General features: G+C 41.6%; 16 protein-coding genes. 9 read left to right on the forward strand and 7 right to left on the reverse strand.

Annotated elements, in window-relative coordinates:
• Both VF675_RS07215 and acnD read right to left on the reverse strand, forming a co-directional pair.
• A partial coding sequence (locus VF675_RS07215) for an antitoxin (protein ID WP_440205012.1) occupies nucleotides 1-174 on the reverse strand: 174 nt, incomplete at its 3' end.
• A gap of 296 nt (nucleotides 175-470) precedes the next feature.
• The gene (acnD, locus tag VF675_RS07220; RefSeq protein WP_096901558.1) at nucleotides 471-3077 is read right to left on the reverse strand and encodes a Fe/S-dependent 2-methylisocitrate dehydratase AcnD; all 2607 of its coding nucleotides are present in this window, start codon (nucleotides 3075-3077) and stop codon (nucleotides 471-473) included.
• Between the two features lie 256 nt (nucleotides 3078-3333).
• Here acnD and ygfZ point away from each other — a divergent pair, with 256 nt between their 5' ends.
• Both ygfZ and VF675_RS07230 read left to right on the forward strand, forming a co-directional pair.
• Complete coding sequence (ygfZ, locus tag VF675_RS07225; RefSeq protein ID WP_104853095.1) at nucleotides 3334-4056, forward strand: CAF17-like 4Fe-4S cluster assembly/insertion protein YgfZ; 723 nt, start codon at nucleotides 3334-3336, stop codon at nucleotides 4054-4056.
• A gap of 186 nt (nucleotides 4057-4242) precedes the next feature.
• Complete coding sequence (locus VF675_RS07230) at nucleotides 4243-5049, forward strand: tetratricopeptide repeat protein (RefSeq protein WP_440205013.1); 807 nt, start codon at nucleotides 4243-4245, stop codon at nucleotides 5047-5049.
• Between the two features lie 102 nt (nucleotides 5050-5151).
• Here the strand turns inward: VF675_RS07230 and VF675_RS07235 are convergent, their stop codons facing one another.
• Both VF675_RS07235 and VF675_RS07240 read right to left on the reverse strand, forming a co-directional pair.
• A complete protein-coding gene (locus tag VF675_RS07235; protein ID WP_096901559.1) occupies nucleotides 5152-6084 on the reverse strand; it encodes an AEC family transporter in 933 nt (310 codons plus the stop codon).
• Nucleotides 6085-6208: 124 nt separating this feature from the next.
• The gene (locus tag VF675_RS07240) at nucleotides 6209-7345 is read right to left on the reverse strand and encodes an NADH:flavin oxidoreductase/NADH oxidase (protein WP_440205001.1); all 1137 of its coding nucleotides are present in this window, start codon (nucleotides 7343-7345) and stop codon (nucleotides 6209-6211) included.
• A gap of 288 nt (nucleotides 7346-7633) precedes the next feature.
• On the opposite strand from VF675_RS07240, the gene mutM reads away from it, so the two are divergent.
• A complete protein-coding gene (gene mutM / locus VF675_RS07245; protein ID WP_104853092.1) occupies nucleotides 7634-8494 on the forward strand; it encodes a bifunctional DNA-formamidopyrimidine glycosylase/DNA-(apurinic or apyrimidinic site) lyase in 861 nt (286 codons plus the stop codon).
• Nucleotides 8491-8769, forward strand: coding sequence for a peptidylprolyl isomerase (locus VF675_RS07250; protein WP_286381276.1), 279 nt, complete (start codon nucleotides 8491-8493; stop codon nucleotides 8767-8769). The genes mutM and VF675_RS07250 overlap by 4 nt, the downstream gene beginning before the upstream one ends.
• Nucleotides 8770-8860: 91 nt before the next feature.
• Here VF675_RS07250 and mscL read toward each other — a convergent pair whose 3' ends face one another.
• Together mscL and typA are read right to left on the reverse strand one after the other, a co-directional pair.
• Nucleotides 8861-9295, reverse strand: coding sequence for a large conductance mechanosensitive channel protein MscL (gene mscL / locus VF675_RS07255; protein ID WP_004972423.1), 435 nt, complete (start codon nucleotides 9293-9295; stop codon nucleotides 8861-8863).
• Between the two features lie 200 nt (nucleotides 9296-9495).
• Entirely contained in the window at nucleotides 9496-11334 is a 1839-nt protein-coding gene (gene typA, locus VF675_RS07260) for a translational GTPase TypA (protein ID WP_180043559.1), read from the reverse strand.
• Nucleotides 11335-11506: 172 nt separating this feature from the next.
• Here typA and VF675_RS07265 point away from each other — a divergent pair, with 172 nt between their 5' ends.
• The 3 genes from VF675_RS07265 to VF675_RS07275 all read left to right on the forward strand — a co-directional run bounded on the left by VF675_RS07265 (nucleotide 11507) and on the right by VF675_RS07275 (nucleotide 15440).
• Complete coding sequence (locus VF675_RS07265; protein WP_004972426.1) at nucleotides 11507-12877, forward strand: uracil-xanthine permease family protein; 1371 nt, start codon at nucleotides 11507-11509, stop codon at nucleotides 12875-12877.
• Nucleotides 12878-12942: 65 nt separating this feature from the next.
• The gene (locus VF675_RS07270) at nucleotides 12943-13980 is read left to right on the forward strand and encodes a methyltransferase (RefSeq protein WP_440205002.1); all 1038 of its coding nucleotides are present in this window, start codon (nucleotides 12943-12945) and stop codon (nucleotides 13978-13980) included.
• Complete coding sequence (locus tag VF675_RS07275) at nucleotides 13977-15440, forward strand: amino acid permease (RefSeq protein ID WP_440205003.1); 1464 nt, start codon at nucleotides 13977-13979, stop codon at nucleotides 15438-15440. Before VF675_RS07270 ends, VF675_RS07275 begins: the two co-directional genes overlap by 4 nt.
• 506 nt (nucleotides 15441-15946) lie before the next feature.
• On the opposite strand, the gene omp38 is transcribed toward VF675_RS07275, so the two are convergent.
• On the reverse strand, nucleotides 15947-16972 hold the full coding sequence (gene omp38, locus VF675_RS07280) for an outer membrane protein Omp38 (protein ID WP_167845802.1): 1026 nt from the start codon (nucleotides 16970-16972) through the stop codon (nucleotides 15947-15949).
• A gap of 375 nt (nucleotides 16973-17347) precedes the next feature.
• On the opposite strand from omp38, the gene VF675_RS07285 reads away from it, so the two are divergent.
• Together VF675_RS07285 and VF675_RS07290 are read left to right on the forward strand one after the other, a co-directional pair.
• Nucleotides 17348-17866 (forward strand): GspH/FimT family pseudopilin, encoded by a 519-nt coding sequence (locus VF675_RS07285; protein ID WP_178867341.1) that lies wholly within the window; start codon nucleotides 17348-17350, stop codon nucleotides 17864-17866.
• Between the two features lie 130 nt (nucleotides 17867-17996).
• A complete protein-coding gene (locus VF675_RS07290; protein WP_440205004.1) occupies nucleotides 17997-19172 on the forward strand; it encodes a thiolase family protein in 1176 nt (391 codons plus the stop codon).
• The last annotated feature ends 98 nt before the right edge of the window (nucleotides 19173-19270 follow it).

Raw genomic sequence — 19270 nt, forward strand, 5'->3', positions numbered from 1 at the left:
ATTTGGCATTTGGGATAACGCTTTAAATAACCGATCTACCGTGACTGGTTTTTCACGAAGAATCACTTCATCACCACGACGAAAGATTTCAACTTCTTTGCCTTCAAAGCGAAATTCTTTAGGCAATCGAATGGCTTGACTTCGTCCTGTCATAAAAACTTTTGCGGTAGTCATTGGGCTACTCCATCGTTTTTGATACATATCTTATGATAGATATTTATTGGGTGTTTTTCAACCAAATAAACTTCTACTTTTAAATTTTATTGTTTTTGATAACTGCTGATTTTTTGAATGAAAGATACTTTTTAGAAAATTAAGTTAGGTTTACAAGGAGTTTGCTGTTTAATTCACAATATATTCATCTTCCAAAAAAAAAAGACCTCACTTAACAATGAGGTCTTTTCTCAACAATAATCATTCTCTAACATTTCTTTAAAGAAGAAAAATTAAAGAAGATTCTTAAAACATCATCAAGCCACATTCCCTTCCAAGAAATCCTGCGCAAAGCGTTGCAATACACCGCCCGCCTCATACACAGATACTTCTTCTTCGGTATCTAAACGACAAGTTACTGGCACTTCAATTGTTTGGTTTTTACCATCATCCGTTGAACGCTCAATCACCAAAGTCAAAGTCGAACGTGGCGCAATATTACCAATCACGCTATAAAGTTCCGTACCATCCAAACCTAAAGTTTTACGGTTAACACCCGCTTTAAACTCAAGTGGCAATACGCCCATACCCACCAAGTTGGTACGGTGAATACGCTCAAAACCTTCAGCCACAATCGCTTCCACACCCGCAAGACGCACGCCTTTTGCAGCCCAGTCACGGCTTGAACCCTGACCATAATCTGCACCCGCAATAATAATTAACGGCTGCTTACGGTTCATATAAGTTTCAATCGCTTCCCACATACGCATTACTTCGCCTTCTGGCTCAACACGCGCTTTAGAACCTTGCTTAATTGTGCCGTCTGAACGTACCACCATTTCATTAAACAATTTCGGATTCGCCAAAGTTGCACGCTGTGCAGTCAAATGATCACCGCGATGCGTTGCATAAGAGTTGAAATCTTCTTCTGGCAAGCCCATTTTTGCCAAATATTCCCCTGCTGCCGAGTCTAAAATAATCGCATTCGATGGAGATAAATGGTCTGTGGTGATGTTATCGCCCAAAATTGCCAACGGACGCATATTGGCTAAAGTACGTGGCGCAGCCAATGCACCTTCCCAATATGGTGGACGGCGGATATAAGTACTTTGTGGACGCCAGTCGTAGAGTGGACTTTCAGATTTTTCCGACTCTCCCAAATCGAACATTGGAATGTACACTTGGCGGAATTGTTCAGGTTTAACCGATTCTTTCACCAAAGCATCAATTTCAGCATCAGATGGCCAAATATCTTTCAGATAAATCGGGTTACCATTTTGATCTGTGCCCAAAGCATCTTTTTCGATGTCAAAACGAATCGTTCCTGCAATCGCATAAGCCACAACCAACGGTGGCGATGCCAAAAATGCTTGTTTCGCATACGGATGGATACGACCATCAAAGTTACGGTTACCCGACAGCACAGCAGTCGCATACAAGTCACGGTCAATAATTTCTTGTTGAATCGCTGGGTCTAATGCACCAGACATACCGTTACAAGTAGTACATGCATAAGCGACAATACCAAAACCAAGTTTTTCTAAGTCTTTCAGTACGCCTGCTTCTTCCAAATACAATGCAGCCGCTTTAGAACCTGGTGCAAATGATGATTTCACCCAAGGCTTACGCACTAAACCTAACTCATTGGCTTTACGTGCCAACAAACCTGCTGCTACAGTATTACGCGGGTTTGAGGTATTAGTACAAGAGGTAATCGCAGCAATGATGATGGCACCATCTGGCATTAAACCATCAGTACGGTTTTCAACCACACCTGCAATGCCTTTTTCTTTTAAGTCTGCAGTTGAAACACGCGCATGCGGATTCGATGGGCCTGCAATGTTACGAGTTACTGTTGAAAGGTCAAAACGTAATACACGTGGATACTCTGCCTGTGTCATTTCAGATGCCCAAAGACCAATTTCTTTAGCATAAGTTTCAACCAGTTTGACCTGATCTGCTTCACGACCTGTTAAGGTTAAATAGTCGATGGTGTTTTGATCGATGTAGAACATAGCGGCAGTTGCACCATATTCAGGTGTCATGTTGGAAATCGTGGCACGATCCCCCACCGACATGCTATCTGCACCTTCACCAAAGAATTCTAAATATGCACCGACCACACGTTCTTTACGCAAAAACTCGGTTAAAGCCAATACGATGTCCGTTGCCGTAATACCAGCCTGACGCTGACCGACCAACTCAACACCAATAATATCTGGCAGACGCATCCAAGAAGCACGACCCAACATCACGTTTTCAGCTTCAAGACCGCCTACACCTACAGAAATGACACCCAAAGCATCGGTATGTGGTGTGTGTGAGTCTGTACCCACACAAGTATCTGGGAATGCAATGCCTTCACGGTTTTGAATGACTGGTGACATTTTTTCCAGATTAATCTGGTGCATGATGCCGTTGCCTGCAGGAATCACATCAACATTTTCAAATGCAGTTTTCGTCCATTCAATAAAGTGGAAACGGTCTTCATTACGACGATCTTCCACTTCACGGTTTTTACGGAAAGCATCTGGGTCAAAACCGCCATATTCCACAGCTAAAGAGTGATCGACAATTAACTGGGTAGGTACGACAGGATTCACTTTAGAAGGATCGCCACCTTGATCGGCAATTGCATCACGTAAACCTGCTAAGTCAACGAGCGCAGTTTGCCCCAAGATGTCGTGACATACCACACGCGCTGGATACCACGGAAAATCATGCTCTTGTTTACGCTCAATCAATTGTTTTAAAGATTGTTCTAAAATTGCAGGATCACAACGGCGCACTAACTGTTCTGCAAGTACTTTTGAGGTATAAGGAAGTTTGGCATAAGCGCCTGGCTGGATATCTTCAACGGCTTGTCGCACGTCATAAAAATCGAGCTGAGTGCCTTGCAGTGGTTTGCGGTAGTTGTTATTCATCTGGTATTCGCCCTTACTCTATTGTTCTCAACATCTTATGGGATGATTGTTTCCACCCGTCGAAAGCATTGTACGCCGCCAAAAACCCATTTCCCAAATCCTATATATTTCATACACTTAAATATAAAAACAGGGGTTTTTGAAACATTTAATTACATTTTGAGTAAAATTCTTGCCCTAAAAATGCTTTTTTTTGAAAAATAGCGCAAAATTGACCTCATTCTTTAGTCTTAGATTTCAATGTGAAAGGTTATTCATGCGCGATTTAGCTTTCAGTGCTTTAAGTTTAAACGGTGTCGATGCACAAAAATTCCTGCAAGGTCAGGTAACAGTCAATGTCGAAACATTAGCTGAAAATACAACCTGTTATACCGCAATTTGCAGTTTAAAAGGACGCGTTCAGTTTGGCTTCTGGCTTAAAAAAATCTCTTCTGAATGTTTTGAAATCGTTAGCACAGCCGACCAAGCCGAAGATTTAGCCAAACACATTAAAAAGTTTGGTGCATTTTCAAAAATGCAGCTTGAAACCATCGGTACGGTTTACCCAACCATTCAGGGCAATCAAACTGAATTTTCTGCTGAAGTGACTGATTTAAACGCATGGCAACTACAAGCGATTGAAACAGGTCAAGCATGGATTCAAGCCTCAACAGCAGAAGTGTTTCAGCCGCAGGAATTGCGTTTGCATCAACGAGATGGCGTGCATTATGACAAAGGCTGTTATTTGGGTCAGGAAGTCGTGGCACGTTTATGGTTTAAAGCCAAACCAAAACACTGGTTGCATTTAATTCAGGGTTCAGGCGAAGCCCCTGCACCTGCCGCCAAACTGAATAATGATGTGGAAGTGGTGAATAGCATAGCGACTGCAGAAGGTTTTAAAGCGTTGGTGGTTGCCAAACCAAGTGCTTTGGAAGAGTTAGCTGTACAAGTATTGGCTTTGCCTGAACATTTGAATGGCGATGTTGCACGTCCGCAATAAAATAGATTCCACCCGCTCAGGTTAAGGGAGTCGCAAGATTCCCTTCAAATGACAATGAAAAAGCATTCGTACACATTTTTTATATTTACATTCACACTTTTCAACTTATGATGAATGCACCACTGTAAAAACAAAACGCACATCAACGGAATGATGTGTAAAAGAGAACAAGGTACAACTCAAATGATGAAAAAACTACTCATTGCGGGTGCAATCGCCCTATCTAGCAGCATCAGTATGGCAAATAGCAACATTCCAACCGATCCTGCTTTTGCCAAAATTGAACAATTAATTCAAGCCAACAAGGTTAAAGATGCCTATCAGGAATTAGAAAAGCTTGCCAAAACAGGCAATGCGCAAGCCATGTATAACTTAGGCTATTTGACACAAACTGGACAAGGCACAGCAAAAAATGAAAAGAAAGCCATTCAGTTGTATGAGCAATCTGCCCAAAAAGGCTACCCAGTTGCGAGTTATGTTTTAGGCAAAAACTATCTTACTGGCGCACTGGGTTTAAAACAGGATGCTGCTAAAGCCAAACAATATTTACAGACGGCATCCAATCAGGGTTTTAATGATGCCACAGTCGATTTAGCCGTTTTATATTTCTCGGAAAATACGGCAGCATCTGACCAAAAAGGTTTAAAACTATTACAATCTTTAATTGCCAAAGATCATTATCAAGCCATACATGCAAAAGCCTTGTACGAAATTAGCACAGGCTTTAAAAACAAAGATGAAGCACCAATTAAGCAAGGGCTGCAAAGCATTCAAAACTTGGCGCAAAAGGGTTATATTCCTGCACTCATGGCAGTGGGCAATATGTTTGTGAATGGCAATATCGTGCCGCAAAACTTGCCTGAAGCGAAAAAGATTTTTGCCTCACTGGCACAGGAAAATGTAGCGCAAGCCAAAGAATCATTGGCTGTGGTTGAAAAAATGATGGCAGATCAAGCCAAAGCTTCCAACAAGGCAACCGCTAAGAAAAGTTAAGATAGTTTCTTTATAAAGGCTATTAATCAGAGAAATTTTAAAAAAAGTCTGTATCAGCATGGTACAGACTTTTTTTATGATTTGAGCACTTCGATACCGTTGCTATAAATACTTACCCGATTGTGTCAATAAAATCGCCACCATTACAAAACCAAAAACTGTACTCAACACCAAGGGGGCTAAGGCTTTTTCATGTAAACCATAGTGCTGCCCGAAAATACCAAAGGCAATTGGCATTGGTAAAGCCGCAAGCAAAGTCCCGACAAATAGCATTTCTCGGTTCACATCTAATGCCCATAAAATTCCAAAAATCGTGAGTGGCATCAGCAATACTTTGAATGCAACCAAAACAATACTTTGCAAATTCACCGACTTGATTTGCATGCCGACCAAACTTCCACCAATCACAAATAAAGCCAAAGGTGAAGCAGTTTTGCCCAACATTTCCAGCACTTGTGCAATAGCTTGCGGCAGTTTGAAATTCAACAATACGCACAGCATACCCAATAAAATAGATAAAATTACTGGATTTTTCAGTAAGCGCTGCACAGTTTCGGCATACACCTGCCAACCTGATTTCGCTGAAGATTGTAGCCCTCGTTCTGCCAAAATCAGCATCAATGCCACAATAATTAAATTTTCGACAATTAAAGTTAAAGACAAATAAATTGCCGATTGACTGCCAATCAACAAAGTCAAAATAGCAGTGCCAATAAACCCTGTATTTGACATTGATGCACCCATTGCCAAGACACTGGCATGGGTTAAGTTTGAATTAAAATAATGCCGATACAGTAAAAAGGCAAAGATAAACAGCAGAATAGAACCGCCACCGTAACCTAAAAAATAAGCGGGATGCCAGATTTCTGACAAACTTTTACTGGCCAATGCCTGCAATAGAAATGCAGGCAACGCCACTTTCATGACAAATTGACCTAGAAACTGAATCGCACTGGTCTCAATAAATTGGCTTCTGACGGCAAAATATCCCAACAGTACTACGGTACAAATGGGAAATAAAATACTCAGTAACACCCTGACATCCTTTTTCAGTGTTGCCCATGATCGACATGGTTTTTACTGATTTACCTTACACCGAATCTCCCTATAAAGCACGGCAAAATAGTTTAAGTTTCACTTATTTTAAGCAGATAAAATATTAGGATTCCACTTCCGTATCTGTGGATTTAAACGGCGCAAATAAAGTACGAAACCCATGCGGCTGACAGCGCAAATATTGCGGGGCAATCTCAATTTTTTCACCCAATTCTGCCGCAGCATGCCATGGCCAACGAGGGTCATATAAAATCGCACGTGCGATCGCAATCGCATCGGCCTGTTCATATTGCAAAATACCTTCTGCCTGCATCGCTTCGGTAATCAAACCCACCGCAATTACAGGAATTTTTACAGCTTGCTTAATGGCATGTGCAAATGGTGTTTGATAACCCGCATGTAAATCAATTTTTTGATCGACATGCAAACCACCGCTCGACACGTGAATATAAGCCGCACCTAAATGCTCCAGTGCTTTTGCCAAACCTACTGAAGATTCCACATTCCAACCCTCTGCATCATCCATCCAGTCTGTTGCAGAAATTCGCACCCCAATTGGATAGCCTTGTGGAACAGCATTTTGAATCGCTTGAAATACTTCCAATGTAAGGCGAATCCGATTTTCCAAACTGCCGCCATATTCATCTTGGCGGTGATTAGACAGTGGTGACATAAATTGATGCAGCAAATAACCATGTGCAGCATGAATTTCGATTAAATCAAAACCTGCATCCACCGCTCGTACTGCGGCACTGGCAAAGTCTGCAATCACCTGTTGAATTTCATCTTGCGTTAAAGCATGCGGAGGATGTTCGTGCGGTTGAAATGGTAACTCACTGGCCGATACCGTCTGCCAGCCATGTTCTTCATTCGGTGCAAACTGTCCTTTGCCCTGCCACGGTTTATCGGTTGAAGCTTTACGTCCCGCATGTGCCAACTGCACAGCAAATGGCATAGGCGATAAACTTTTAACTTTATGCAATAAGGCTTTAAGCTGCACACGCTGCATGTCATTCCATAAGCCTAAATCTGCATAGCTGATACGCCCTTCAGCCTGTACTGCGGTGGCTTCTACAATGCACATCCCTGCACCCGACAAGGCATAATTTGCCCATTGCTGCTCATGCCAATAGCTCAACTCACCTTGTTCATTGGCAGAATATTGACACATCGGAGCGATAATAATTTTGTTGGCAAGTTGCAGTGATCCAAATTGAATCGGCTGAAAAAGTAATGTCACGCTGCAAGCCCTCATACAGTGCGATTCACCAAAAGCGAATCATTAAATAAAAAAGAAGTAATCACTCAGAATCTGCCATCTGTTTTAGATGGTTTTTCTATAATAGATGTTTAAAAATGATTTATTTATAACGTGTTGTATGGTTTTTGCAAAGCCTGCTTTTGTTTTACACAGAATAATTTTGCGACAGCACACTATGGCTTGTATTCTATGGATAATGCCCAATATTAAGCGCATTACTGTATGTCCTTGCCTGCTTAATTTCTAAAAGCGGATTGAATTTGTACCATGCCAGAATTACCAGAAGTTGAAACTACCAAAACTAGTCTATTGCCGCTACTTGATCAAAAAGTCCTGAATGTAGAAGTACGTCAAGCCAATTTACGCTGGCCCATTCCAGAAAACCTACATAAACTCACAGGACAAAAATTACTGCAATTGACCCGCAGATCCAAATACATTCTGGCGCAATTTGAACAGGACAGCATGTTGTGGCATTTAGGCATGTCGGGCAGTTTTCGTCTTTGCGATGCGCAGGAAGATTTACGCAAACACGACCATTTGATTATTCAGTTTGAAGATATACAATTGCGCTACCACGACCCACGTCGCTTTGGCTGTATTTTATGGCTAAATGAAAGCTCTCAACGCAAACTGATAGATCCACTTGGCCCTGAGCCGTTGAGTGATGCCTTTAACCCCGACTATCTTGCACAGAAGCTCAAAAACAAAAATGTTGGCATCAAAGTTGCAATTATGGATAACCATGTCGTGGTGGGTGTGGGCAATATTTATGCCACGGAAAGTCTGTTTAATTTAGGTATTCACCCTGCACAACCTGCATCATCACTCAGTTTGAAACAGATTGAAAAACTAGTGCTCGAAATCAAACGCATTTTAAAACAAGCGATTGATTTAGGCGGTTCGACCTTACGTGATTACAGCAATGCGATGGGCGAAAATGGCTATTTCCAACAAACCTTGTTGGCGTATGGACGTGCAGGTGAAATGTGCGTGAACTGTGAAACCACCCTAGAAAATTTAAAACTGGGACAGCGTGCCTCGGTATTTTGTCCTGAATGTCAGCCTTTGAAAAAAGTACTCACTGCGACCAAAGCTGCAACAAGCAAACGAGGTAAGAAAGTATGAGAACCGCTATTGTGCGTCATATCTTAGTGAAAAATAAAGAAACCTGTGAGCAACTGAAAAAGCGTATTCAATCAGGCGCTGATTTTGCCAAAATTGCCAAACAATTTTCGACCTGCCCTTCAGGCAAAAAAGGTGGGGAATTGGGTGAGGTCAAAAAAGGACAATTGGTACCCGTGATTGATAAGTTAGTGTTTACTGCAGCAGAACGGGTATTGCATGGCCCTGTAAAAAGTCAGTTTGGTTTTCATTTGGTAGAAGTAAAGTTTCGGATGTAATTTTTATGCCTTCAGCGCCTCTCCATCCTAGAGAATAGGGTGCAAACAAACGGCGCATAAAGCGCCGTTTGTTTTGATTGCGTATTAAAAATTATTGACGTTTTTTCAATTCATCACGAATTTCACGTAGCAACGCGATATCTTCTGGCGTTGCTGCTGGTTCTGGCGCTGCTTCTTCTTGTTTACGGCGCATACGATTAATCATTTTCACCATTAAGAACACCACCCATGCCAAAATGATGAAGTTAATTAAAATCGTAAGGAAGTTACCATAGGTCAGGACATTTACACCTGCTTTGGTTAACTCATCTAAAGACTGTAAATTGTTTGGGTTATCGCCCAAAACAAAGAACTTTTGTGTGAAATCCACACCACCGCCAGTGATCACAGTAATCAATGGCATGATGATATCTTTCACTAATGAGTCAACAATTTTACCAAATGCCCCACCAATAATCACACCGACAGCCAAGTCGATCATATTGCCTTTTACCGCAAATTCGCGGAACTCTTGAATAATACTCATTTAAATCTCCAGTTTTTTTTGACTTTAATTTATGTGACGAAGTATACATTAACTTTATAGCTTCATTTCCACGTAATTTACTTGGAAATCATCTGCTTTTATATATTGGTTTGCTAATTTAAACAAAAAAATGCCATCAATAAATTGATGGCATTTTTAAATTTTGCTGCCCCGCATGAGGACAACATCATTTTTAAAACTTATTTACCAGAACGGTTACGTTTACGTTCGTTTTCAGTCAACCAGCGTTTACGGATACGGATTGACTTTGGTGTTACTTCAACTAATTCGTCATCTTCAATAAATTCAAGCGCTTGTTCAAGCGTGAATTCAATTGCAGGTACCAATGTCAACGCATCATCAGTACCAGAAGCACGTACGTTAGTTAACTGTTTCGCTTTAGTTGGGTTAACTGTCATGTCGTCTGAACGAGAGTTAATCCCTACGATCATACCTTCGTAAACTTCTAACTGAGGTTTAGCAAATAGACGACCACGGTCCTGCAATGTGAACAATGCATAGCCAAGGCAAGTACCTTGAACCATAGAAATCAACACACCGTTTTGACGTTTCGCAACTTGACCTGCTTTCATTGGGCCATAGTGTGAGAAGCTTGACGTCATGATACCCGTACCAGAAGTCATGGTCATGAATTCAGAACGGAAACCAATTAAACCACGTGAAGGCACAGTGGCTTCAATACGGATACGACCTTTACCGTCTACTTCCATATTGGTCATCTCACCTTTACGGTTACCCATTTGTTCCATCACAGCGCCTTGGTGCTGTTCTTCTACGTCAAAAGTCACGTTTTCGTATGGTTCTTGCATTTCGCCATCAATCTCTTTCAAGATGACTTGCGGACGAGATACACCCATTTCGAAGCCTTCACGGCGCATGTTTTCAATCAATACAGAAAGGTGAAGCTCACCACGACCAGATACTTTGAAACGGTCTGGACTGTCAGTATCTTCTACACGAAGTGCAACGTTGTGAATTAATTCGCGGTCTAGACGTTCACGAATGTTACGTGAAGTCACGAACTTACCTTCTTTACCCGCAAAAGGTGAGTTGTTGACTTGGAATGTCATCGATACGGTTGGTTCGTCTACAGAAAGCGGCGGTAAAGCTTCTACATTTTTCGGATCACAAATCGTGTCAGAAATATGTAATTCGTCCATGCCTGTTACACAAACGATGTCACCTGCAGATGCAGATTCGATGTCGATACGCTCTAAACCGTGGTAACCCATGATTTTTAAGATACGACCGTTACGTGTTTTGCCTTCTTGGTCAATCACGGTTACAGGTGTATTCAATTTCACAGAACCACGTTGAATACGACCCACACCAATCACACCTACGAAGCTGTTATAGTCAAGTGAAGAGACTTGCATTTGGAATGGACCATCAACATCAACTGCTGGTGGCTCAACGATATCTACAATTGTTTGGAACAACGGTGTCATATCTTCCGCTAATTCGTCTGGCGCAGGACCAGCAACACCACGTAAGCCTGATGCATATACGATTGGGAAGTCTAATTGGTCATCGGTTGCACCCAAGTTATCAAACAAGTCAAATACTTGATCAATAACCCAGTCTGGACGCGCGTTTGGCTTGTCTACTTTGTTGATGATCACGATTGGCTTCAAACCGCGTGAGAACGCTTTTTGCGTTACGAAACGTGTTTGTGGCATTGGACCTTCTTGTGAGTCAACCAAAAGAAGTACGCAATCCACCATCGACATTACACGTTCAACTTCGCCACCGAAGTCGGCGTGTCCCGGGGTGTCCACAATGTTAATGCGGTATTCAGTATCAGTACGTTTGTCTAACCATTTGATTGCAGTGTTTTTTGCAAGAATGGTAATACCACGTTCACTTTCAATAGCGCCTGAATCCATGACACGCTCAATCTCGCCCGCTCGTTCACCGAGTGCGCCCGATTGTTGTAAAAGTTTATCCACAAGAGTTGTTTTTCCGTGGTCAACGTGCGCAATAATTGCGATGTTGCGGAGAGTTTTAATATCAGACATTTAAATTCAATACGCTATAAATTTGAGGGCAAATTATACAGAAAAATACTAAAGTTTTATAGTGACACTTTATTGACACACACAATTTTTTTTGATGAGTGGCGTGCTTTGGGTTTTGTAAAGCTGTGTAACTCGATTAGAATAGCGCCACTTTTGCAATTTTTTATGACTCATGTCTGATTTAAACCACTCTCCCCACCCAAAAGACCAGCTCGATTTGGTCTATGGTCTGAATGACCGTCCAAAACCATTCATCGCTTTTTTAGCAGCTTTTCAGCATTTACTGGCAATTATTGTTCCAATTGTCACACCAGGTCTCTTAATTTGCTTGGCTTTAGGTGTTTCCAAACAAGATACCAACATGATCTTGTCAATGTCTTTGGTCATTTCAGGCATTGCAACCTTTTTACAATGTAAAAAAGTCGGCCCTTTTGGTGCAGGTTTGCTCATTGTGCAAGGCACCAGTTTTAACTTTATTGGCCCAATCATTGGTATTGGCTCTGCTATGGTCGCCGCAGGCACACCTGTTGAATCGGTCATGGCGGCAATTTTTGGCGTGGTCATTGCAGGTTCGTTTATTGAAATGGGCGTATCGCAAATTTTACCGTGGGTCAAAAAGCTGATTACCCCATTGGTCACTGGTATTGTGGTACTTCTCATTGGTTTGACCTTAATTAAAGAAGGTTTAATCAGTATGGGCGGTGGCTACCAAGCCATGAGCAATAATACCTTTGCCAATACCGACAACCTGATTATGTCGTGTACCGTCTTGGCAATTATTATTATTTTGAACCGCATCAATATCACGTGGATTAAAAGCTCTGCCATTTTAATTGCCTTGGTGATTGGTTATGCAATGGCAGGCATGATGGGTCATCTCGACTTTTCAGGTCTGAAAGATGCCCCTCTGGTACAAGTGCCGACTCCGATGCATTTTGGACTGGATTTCTCTTGGAGCTTATTCATTCCATTGGCATTTATTTATTTGGTGACGTCATTAGAAGCCATTGGTGATATTACCGCGACCTCTAAACTCTCCAATCAACCTGTCGATGGCCCACAATGGATGCAACGCATTAAAGGCGGTGTATTGGTAAATGGCGCTAACTCATTCTTGGCAGGGATTTTCAACACCTTTCCAAGTTCGGTATTTGCCCAAAATAATGGCGTGATTCAACTTACAGGTGTTGCTAGCCGTTATGTCGGTATCTGGATTGCTGCCCTACTCATCATTTTAGGTTTACTTCCTGCAGTTGCAGGTGTGATTCAGGCTGTGCCTCAAGCCGTACTAGGTGGTGCTGTGATGGTGATGTTTGGTGCCGTTGCCGCTTCGGGAATCAATATTCTTTCAGGTGTCGCTTTAGATCGTCGTGCCTTACTGATTATTGCAATTTCATTGGGCTTAGGTTTAGGTGTTGCACAAGTGCCACAAATTCTGGAACACTTACCTGAATTATTCCGTAATATTTTCAGTTCAGGCGTTGCAACAGGCGGTATTGCAGCACTCATTTTAAATATTGTGCTTCCTGAAACTAAAAAGTAATTGCATGTCCAAAAAACACTGTCTGAGCTGAACTTGGGCAGTGTTTTTCTATTGGAGAGAGAACCATGAACCCCCAAAGCGAAGTTTTACTCAGACAATATGACTATTTGTCTGGTCGCGTTCTACTGATCAATGCCCCGACCGATCAACTCCTCGCAGAATTGGGTGACTCAATCCAAGCTTCTGTTTGGACATGGAATTTTAACGACTATCAATACTTTCAAAATCGACAGGCGCAAGTGCATTTTGGTGCAGAATTGCCTGCAGGTGAATTTGATCAGGCTGTTATTTTTGTGCCGAAATCCAAGGAACTGCTCAATTACCTGATTCACACCATTGCCGCACAACTCCCACAAGGCAGCAGCGTATTTTTAGTCGGTGAAAAGAAAGCAGGAATTGAACGGGCTGCAAAGCAATTACAACCTTATGGCAAAACACTCAAACTAGATAGCGCCCGCCACTGCCAACTATGGCAGCTGATTTTAGACTGCAAGGTTCAAACTAAAACCTTAGCAGATTGGGCGAAAAACTATACAGTTGCTACACCTAAAGGTGATTTACAAATTAGTGCCTTGCCGGGTGTATTTAGCCAAAAACACTTGGATGTTGGCACGGCTGTATTATTGCCTTATTTGAATCAGGTTACTGCTGGAAAAATTGCAGATTTTGGCTGTGGCGCGGGTGTGATCAGTGCTTACTTAGCCAAACTTAACCCTGAAAATCGTATTTTTGCTTTAGATGTCGATGCCTTTGCTTTAGCGTCAACGCAAATGACGTTTGAAAAAAATCAGCTCAATCCACAACAACTTGAAATTAAAGCCGTGACAGGCATTGAAGATGCACCGCTATTTTTGCATGCCATCGTGAGTAATCCCCCGTTCCACCAAGGCATTCAAACACATTACGATGCCAGTGAAAATCTGTGTAAAACCTCACGTCGTCATCTGAAATCGGGTGGTGAACTTTGGATTGTGGCCAATCGCTTTTTGAATTATCCACTCTTAATTGAACAAAGTTTCGGTCAATGCACAATCAAGGCAGATCAACAAGGCTTTAAAGTGCTGTTTGCCAGCACGCAGAAAAATACAAAGGAAGTAGGATGAGCGACTCACACAACAGTAGAAAACTGCAGCGTAAGCTCGGTGCGCGTCATTTAAACATGATCGCCATTGGCGGCTCAATTGGTACAGGTTTATTCCTTGCTTCAGGTGCGACCATTGCCAATGCAGGTCCTGGTGGCGCCTTGCTTGCGTATGCCCTAATTGGCGTCATGATTTATTTTTTGATGACCAGTCTAGGCGAACTTGCAACGCATAATCCAACTTCAGGCGCGTTCTTTACCTATGGCAGTAAATATGTCGAAGGTGGTTTCGGTTTTGCACTAGGTTGGAACTATTGGTACAACTGGGCTATTACCGTGGCATTTGAATTGGTTGCGGTGCAATTCATCATGAAATTTTGGTTTCCTGATATTCCTGGCTTTTACTGGAGTGCATTATTTTTAGCGGTGGTTTTCGCAATTAACGCATTAACCGTCAAAGGTTTTGGTGAGTCTGAGTTCTTCTTTTCTTTGGTCAAAGTACTTGCGATTGTGGCATTCATCATTATCGGTATTTTTATGATTGTCAAAATCATGCTCAACCCTGATGTTGCTACATTTGCCAATTGGAGCAAAGGCGAAGCGCCATTTGTAGGTGGACTATCTGCCTTAATTGGTGTGGCGATGATTGCAGGATTCTCATTTCAAGGTACTGAAATGGTTGGCGTTGCAGCGGGTGAATCTAAAAATCCTAAGAAAACCATTCCTATTGCAATCAAACAAATCTTCTGGCGTATTTTATTGTTTTATATCGTGTGTATTTTCATTATTGGTACCTTAATCGCCTATGATGACCCACGTTTACTTCAAGCAGCCGCCACCGATAACATTGCACTCTCTCCGTTTACTTTATTGTATGAACAGGCAGGCTTTGCCTTTGCCGCAAGTGTCATGAATGCAGTAATTTTAACTGCGATTCTTTCTGCCGGTAACTCGGGTATGTATTCATCGACCCGTATGCTATTTGATATGGCACGTAAAGGCAGTGCTCCAAAAGCTTTTGCCCGCTTGGATGCTCGTGGCGTCCCAATGAATGCACTGTATGCCACAACAGCAATCGCTGCACTATGTTTTTTAACAACATTTATTGGCGAAAAACAAGTATTTAACTGGCTTCTGAATATGTCAGGCATGTGTGGTTTTATCGTTTGGCTCGGAATTGCTGTATCGCATTATCGCTTCCGTAAAGGCTATTTGGCACAAGGCTACAAACTTGAAGATTTAGATTACCGCGCTAAATTTTTTCCTTTTGCGCCATGGTTTGCCTTTATTTTGTGTGCAATTGTCGTGTTAGGGCAAAACTACCAAGCAGTGCTTGAAGGTGAATGGCTCGCTGTTTTATCGACTTATATTGGTATTATTTTGTTCTTGGTCATTTGGTTAGGCTATAAATGGAAACACAAAACCAAACTGATTGCATATCAGGATATGGATGTGAAACCACTACACCCTGATCATGACTAAAAAAGTTCTTCTTCTATTTCACTTCATTTAAGAAGTTAAGGTTCAAAAAAACAGCCAACATTTGGCTGTTTTTTTATGGCGTAAATTTAAGACAAATTCTATTTTTAAAATATTTTTGTTATCAATATTACGGCGAGAGATCACACCACAAACTGCTCAATGTTGATTTTATAATCGCTAAACAACGACTTGATCGACTGATAGACATCGAGTACATATATCTTATTTTAAAATTTTGATCTGCAACGACGCTTTGGAGTTTTTAAATGAATTAACGATAAACTCGCTATAAAAATTCGACTTAGTTTACGATTCAACAAGCCGAAATATTAAGCATAATCTGACTCTACCTTATTTACTCTTTATTCTAAAAATCATACTTTTACAGTATTTTTTAAAGCGCATTGAATGTGGATCATTTCAGACACTCTCTGATCCATACATTCCATAAAAAATAAGCATAAAAAAACGACTCCGAAGAGTCGTTTTTTACAACTTAACTCAAATTATTGAGCTTGTTGTTCAACAGTCACTGTACGGCTGCCAGTGATCGTCGCGAATACACGACGGTTCATAGCACGACCTTCTTTAGTGTTGTTGTCAGCAATCGGTTGATCCCAAGCGAAACCTTGAGTAGACAAACGAGCTGGATCTACATTGTATTCATTTACAAGTGAAGATTTAACAGAGTTCGCACGCGCTAAAGATAAACGTTCGTTCAATGCACGTGGACCAGTGTTGTCAGTGTGACCTTCGATGCGAGCAGTAGCGTTTGGATATTCAACTAACTTCTCAGCAACTTTAGCGATTTCTGGCTTGTACTGATCTTTGATGTTTGATTTGTTGGTATCAAAGAACACACGAAGTTCCATGTTCAAGTCTTCAGTCAACTCTTGTGGAGCAGGTTGAACTGGAGCAACGGTTTCAACTGGAGCAACTTCTACTACAGGAGCAGCTGGCTTCAAGTGACCGCCAAGAACTACGTTAAGACCAGCTAAAGCTGTGTAGTTCCAGAATTTTTCGTCAAAGTGGTAAGTACCACGCGCTTCTGTACGAAGAGATAAAGCATCGTTCAAACGGAAGAACGCACCAACACCTGCATTACCTAAAGTACCTTCAATATCTTCACCAGCAATAGAGCCTTCTGGCGAGTATTTATAATGACCAGCACCTAAAAGTACGTATGGCTTGATTTTGCTGTCGTAGTTTTTAGTGATCAAGTCAGAAGTTGCATAGAAGTTACCAGCAATATTTTGAGCTTTATACTCAGCACCCGCACCAAGACCTTCTACATCACCTTTAACTTGGCTATATTCAGCTTCGAAACCTAACCAAGGAGTAAGTTCAACACCAAGTGCTGCACCAACAAATAAATCGTCCTGTAATTCTGGACCATCTGTTAGCTTGTCATTGTTGTGTTGAGTATCTTGGAAAGTGTAACCAAGCATTAATGGGGTAACAGTTACGCCCGCGTTTGCAGCAGCTAAAGGAGCAGCTACGAGCATTGCTAATGCAATACGACTCATTTTCATGGATTTATCCTCCAAAGATAACAATTGTTGTTCAAGCTCAAGCCTAAATTTTCGACTACCCTGAGATAGGCTTTCTTATACCCCAGTATTATTTTTAAGCTAGTCACTTTGAATCATACAAACACTTTATTACTTTTCCAAGTGCTTGATAATTTTAATCAAGTAAATTATTGACAAAATTACTTACAATTTCCGTTGTAATTCGGTAACTTTCTACTCAATTTTTTATTGTGAATAGCTTATCTTTCTTGCGCTTTATTTTAACAGCTTTCTCGAAAGTTGTTTAATATTTATTATACAGCAGATAAAGCGCTATAAAACAACAAATTACTCAAATTAATCATAAAAAAACATAACAATAACAGGTATAGACTTATGTCAAATATAAGCAAAAACGGCTTCACGCTGTTTGAATTGATCGTCACGTTAGCAATTAGTGCGATTTTAGTCATGATTGCCCTGCCCTATTTTCATCAGCTGATGGCACAACAAGAACTCAAGCGAATTCAGTATTCATTACAGTCCAGCCTGAAAATAGCACGCTCCCATGCCTTCACCCATCATAGTAATGTTGTGATCTGTCCAACACATGACTTTAGCCAATGCAGTAAGCAAAACTGGAATACGGGTTTTATGATTTTTATTGATCGAAATAAAAATCGTCAGATAGACAACAATGAATACATTCTTTATACAGAAAAAACTGCACTTAAATACGGTACCTTGGATTGGCGTGGCACTTTAAACATACCCAGTGTAACTTTTAATGCACAACAAGGTTTGCCGATCGGCTCGAATGGTAGTTTCTTTTACTGCTCTACTCACGTCGCGAGCAAACGACTGGTGCTTAGTAAAATGGGGCAAACTCGAGCTGAAGACATCAATGGATGTTAACTGAGCAGTCTAAATGATCTTTATATTGTCACTTTATTCTCATCTTTTTTTGCCTATACTGCTGAAGTGATCTATTCCTGCTTGGAATTAAATCTAGACAAAAGCACATATAAAAAACTGGGAGAATAAAATGACGGATATCGTTATTGTAAATGGTGCACGCACTGCCATGGGTGGCTTTCAAGGCAGTTTAGCCAATGTGACTGCACCAGAATTAGGTGCGGCGAGTATCCAAGCGGCCATTCAACGTGCGGGGGTACAAGCAACAGAAATCGATGAAGTCATTATGGGCTGCGTCCTGCCTGCAGGCTTAAAGCAAGGCCCTGCTCGTCAGGCGATGCGTCAAGCAGGCTTACCAGATTCTACAGGTGCAGTGACCATCAATAAACTGTGTGGTTCGGGCATGAAAGCTGTCATGCAAGCAGCCGATGCAATCAAAGCAGGTTCTGCCTCAATCATTGTCGCTGGTGGTATGGAGTCAATGAGTAATGCACCTTATGTACTGACCAAAGCACGTGCTGGGTACCGTATGGGACATGGTGATGTGAAAGACCACATGTTCTTAGACGGCCTTGAAGATGCTGAAACAGGTCGTTTGATGGGCTCATTCGCACAAGATATGGCCAATAGCAAAGGTTACACACGCCAACAAATGGATGACTTTGCGATTCGCTCACTCAAACGTGCACAAACTGCAGTCAATGAAGGCTATTTCGCTGATGAAATCGTCCCTGTGACAGTTACAACTCGTAAAGGCGATGTCATTGTAGATAAAGATGAACAACCTTTTAATGCCAATATTGAAAAAATTCCAACACTTCGTCCTGCCTTCGCTAAAGATGGCACGATTACCGCAGCCAATGCCAGCTCAATTTCAGATGGTGCTTCAGCCTTAGTCCTAACGTCTGCAGAAAATGCAGCAAATAAAGGTTTACAACCATTAGCAAAAATTGTGGCTTATGCAACCAACTCACAACATCCATCAGAGTTCACGATCGCCCCTGTTGCTGCGATTCAGAAAGTATTGGATCGAGCAGGCTGGAATGCACAAGATGTAGATTTATGGGAAATTAATGAAGCTTTTGCCATGGTCACCATGTGCCCAATGGATGAATTCAAACTAGATCCTGAAAAAGTGAATATCAACGGTGGTGCATGTGCGCTTGGGCATCCTGTGGGTTCTACAGGTTCACGTATTATCCTGACTTTAATTCATGCGCTTAAACGTACAGGTGGCAAACGTGGCGTGGCCGCTCTCTGTATTGGTGGTGGTGAAGCAACTGCTGTCGCAATTGAATTGCTTTAATGCCTTGCAGCCCCTATCCCATAAAGTAGGATTTAGGCAGATTAAATAAAGTCATTCCCTAACTCCTCTTTAATTCAAAAAGTAAAAAGACGAATCAT

This window comes from Acinetobacter sp. Lyrl_1 (assembly GCF_051948795.1).
GTDB classification, from domain to species: Bacteria; Pseudomonadota; Gammaproteobacteria; order Pseudomonadales; family Moraxellaceae; genus Acinetobacter; species Acinetobacter towneri.

Bases quoted from the DNA above. Each gene is read 5' to 3' on its own strand.
- acnD (WP_096901558.1), bottom strand. From the start codon at position 3,077: ATGAATAACAACTACCGCAAACCACTGCAAGGCACTCAGCTCGATTTT.
- ygfZ (WP_104853095.1), top strand. From the start codon at position 3,334: ATGCGCGATTTAGCTTTCAGTGCTTTAAGTTTAAACGGTGTCGATGCA.
- VF675_RS07230 (WP_440205013.1), top strand. From the start codon at position 4,243: ATGAAAAAACTACTCATTGCGGGTGCAATCGCCCTATCTAGCAGCATC.
- mutM (WP_104853092.1), top strand. From the start codon at position 7,634: ATGCCAGAATTACCAGAAGTTGAAACTACCAAAACTAGTCTATTGCCG.
- VF675_RS07250 (WP_286381276.1), top strand. From the start codon at position 8,491: ATGAGAACCGCTATTGTGCGTCATATCTTAGTGAAAAATAAAGAAACC.
- mscL (WP_004972423.1), bottom strand. From the start codon at position 9,295: ATGAGTATTATTCAAGAGTTCCGCGAATTTGCGGTAAAAGGCAATATG.
- typA (WP_180043559.1), bottom strand. From the start codon at position 11,334: ATGTCTGATATTAAAACTCTCCGCAACATCGCAATTATTGCGCACGTT.
- VF675_RS07265 (WP_004972426.1), top strand. From the start codon at position 11,507: ATGTCTGATTTAAACCACTCTCCCCACCCAAAAGACCAGCTCGATTTG.
- VF675_RS07270 (WP_440205002.1), top strand. From the start codon at position 12,943: ATGAACCCCCAAAGCGAAGTTTTACTCAGACAATATGACTATTTGTCT.
- VF675_RS07275 (WP_440205003.1), top strand. From the start codon at position 13,977: ATGAGCGACTCACACAACAGTAGAAAACTGCAGCGTAAGCTCGGTGCG.
- omp38 (WP_167845802.1), bottom strand. From the start codon at position 16,972: ATGAAAATGAGTCGTATTGCATTAGCAATGCTCGTAGCTGCTCCTTTA.
- VF675_RS07285 (WP_178867341.1), top strand. From the start codon at position 17,348: ATGTCAAATATAAGCAAAAACGGCTTCACGCTGTTTGAATTGATCGTC.
- VF675_RS07290 (WP_440205004.1), top strand. From the start codon at position 17,997: ATGACGGATATCGTTATTGTAAATGGTGCACGCACTGCCATGGGTGGC.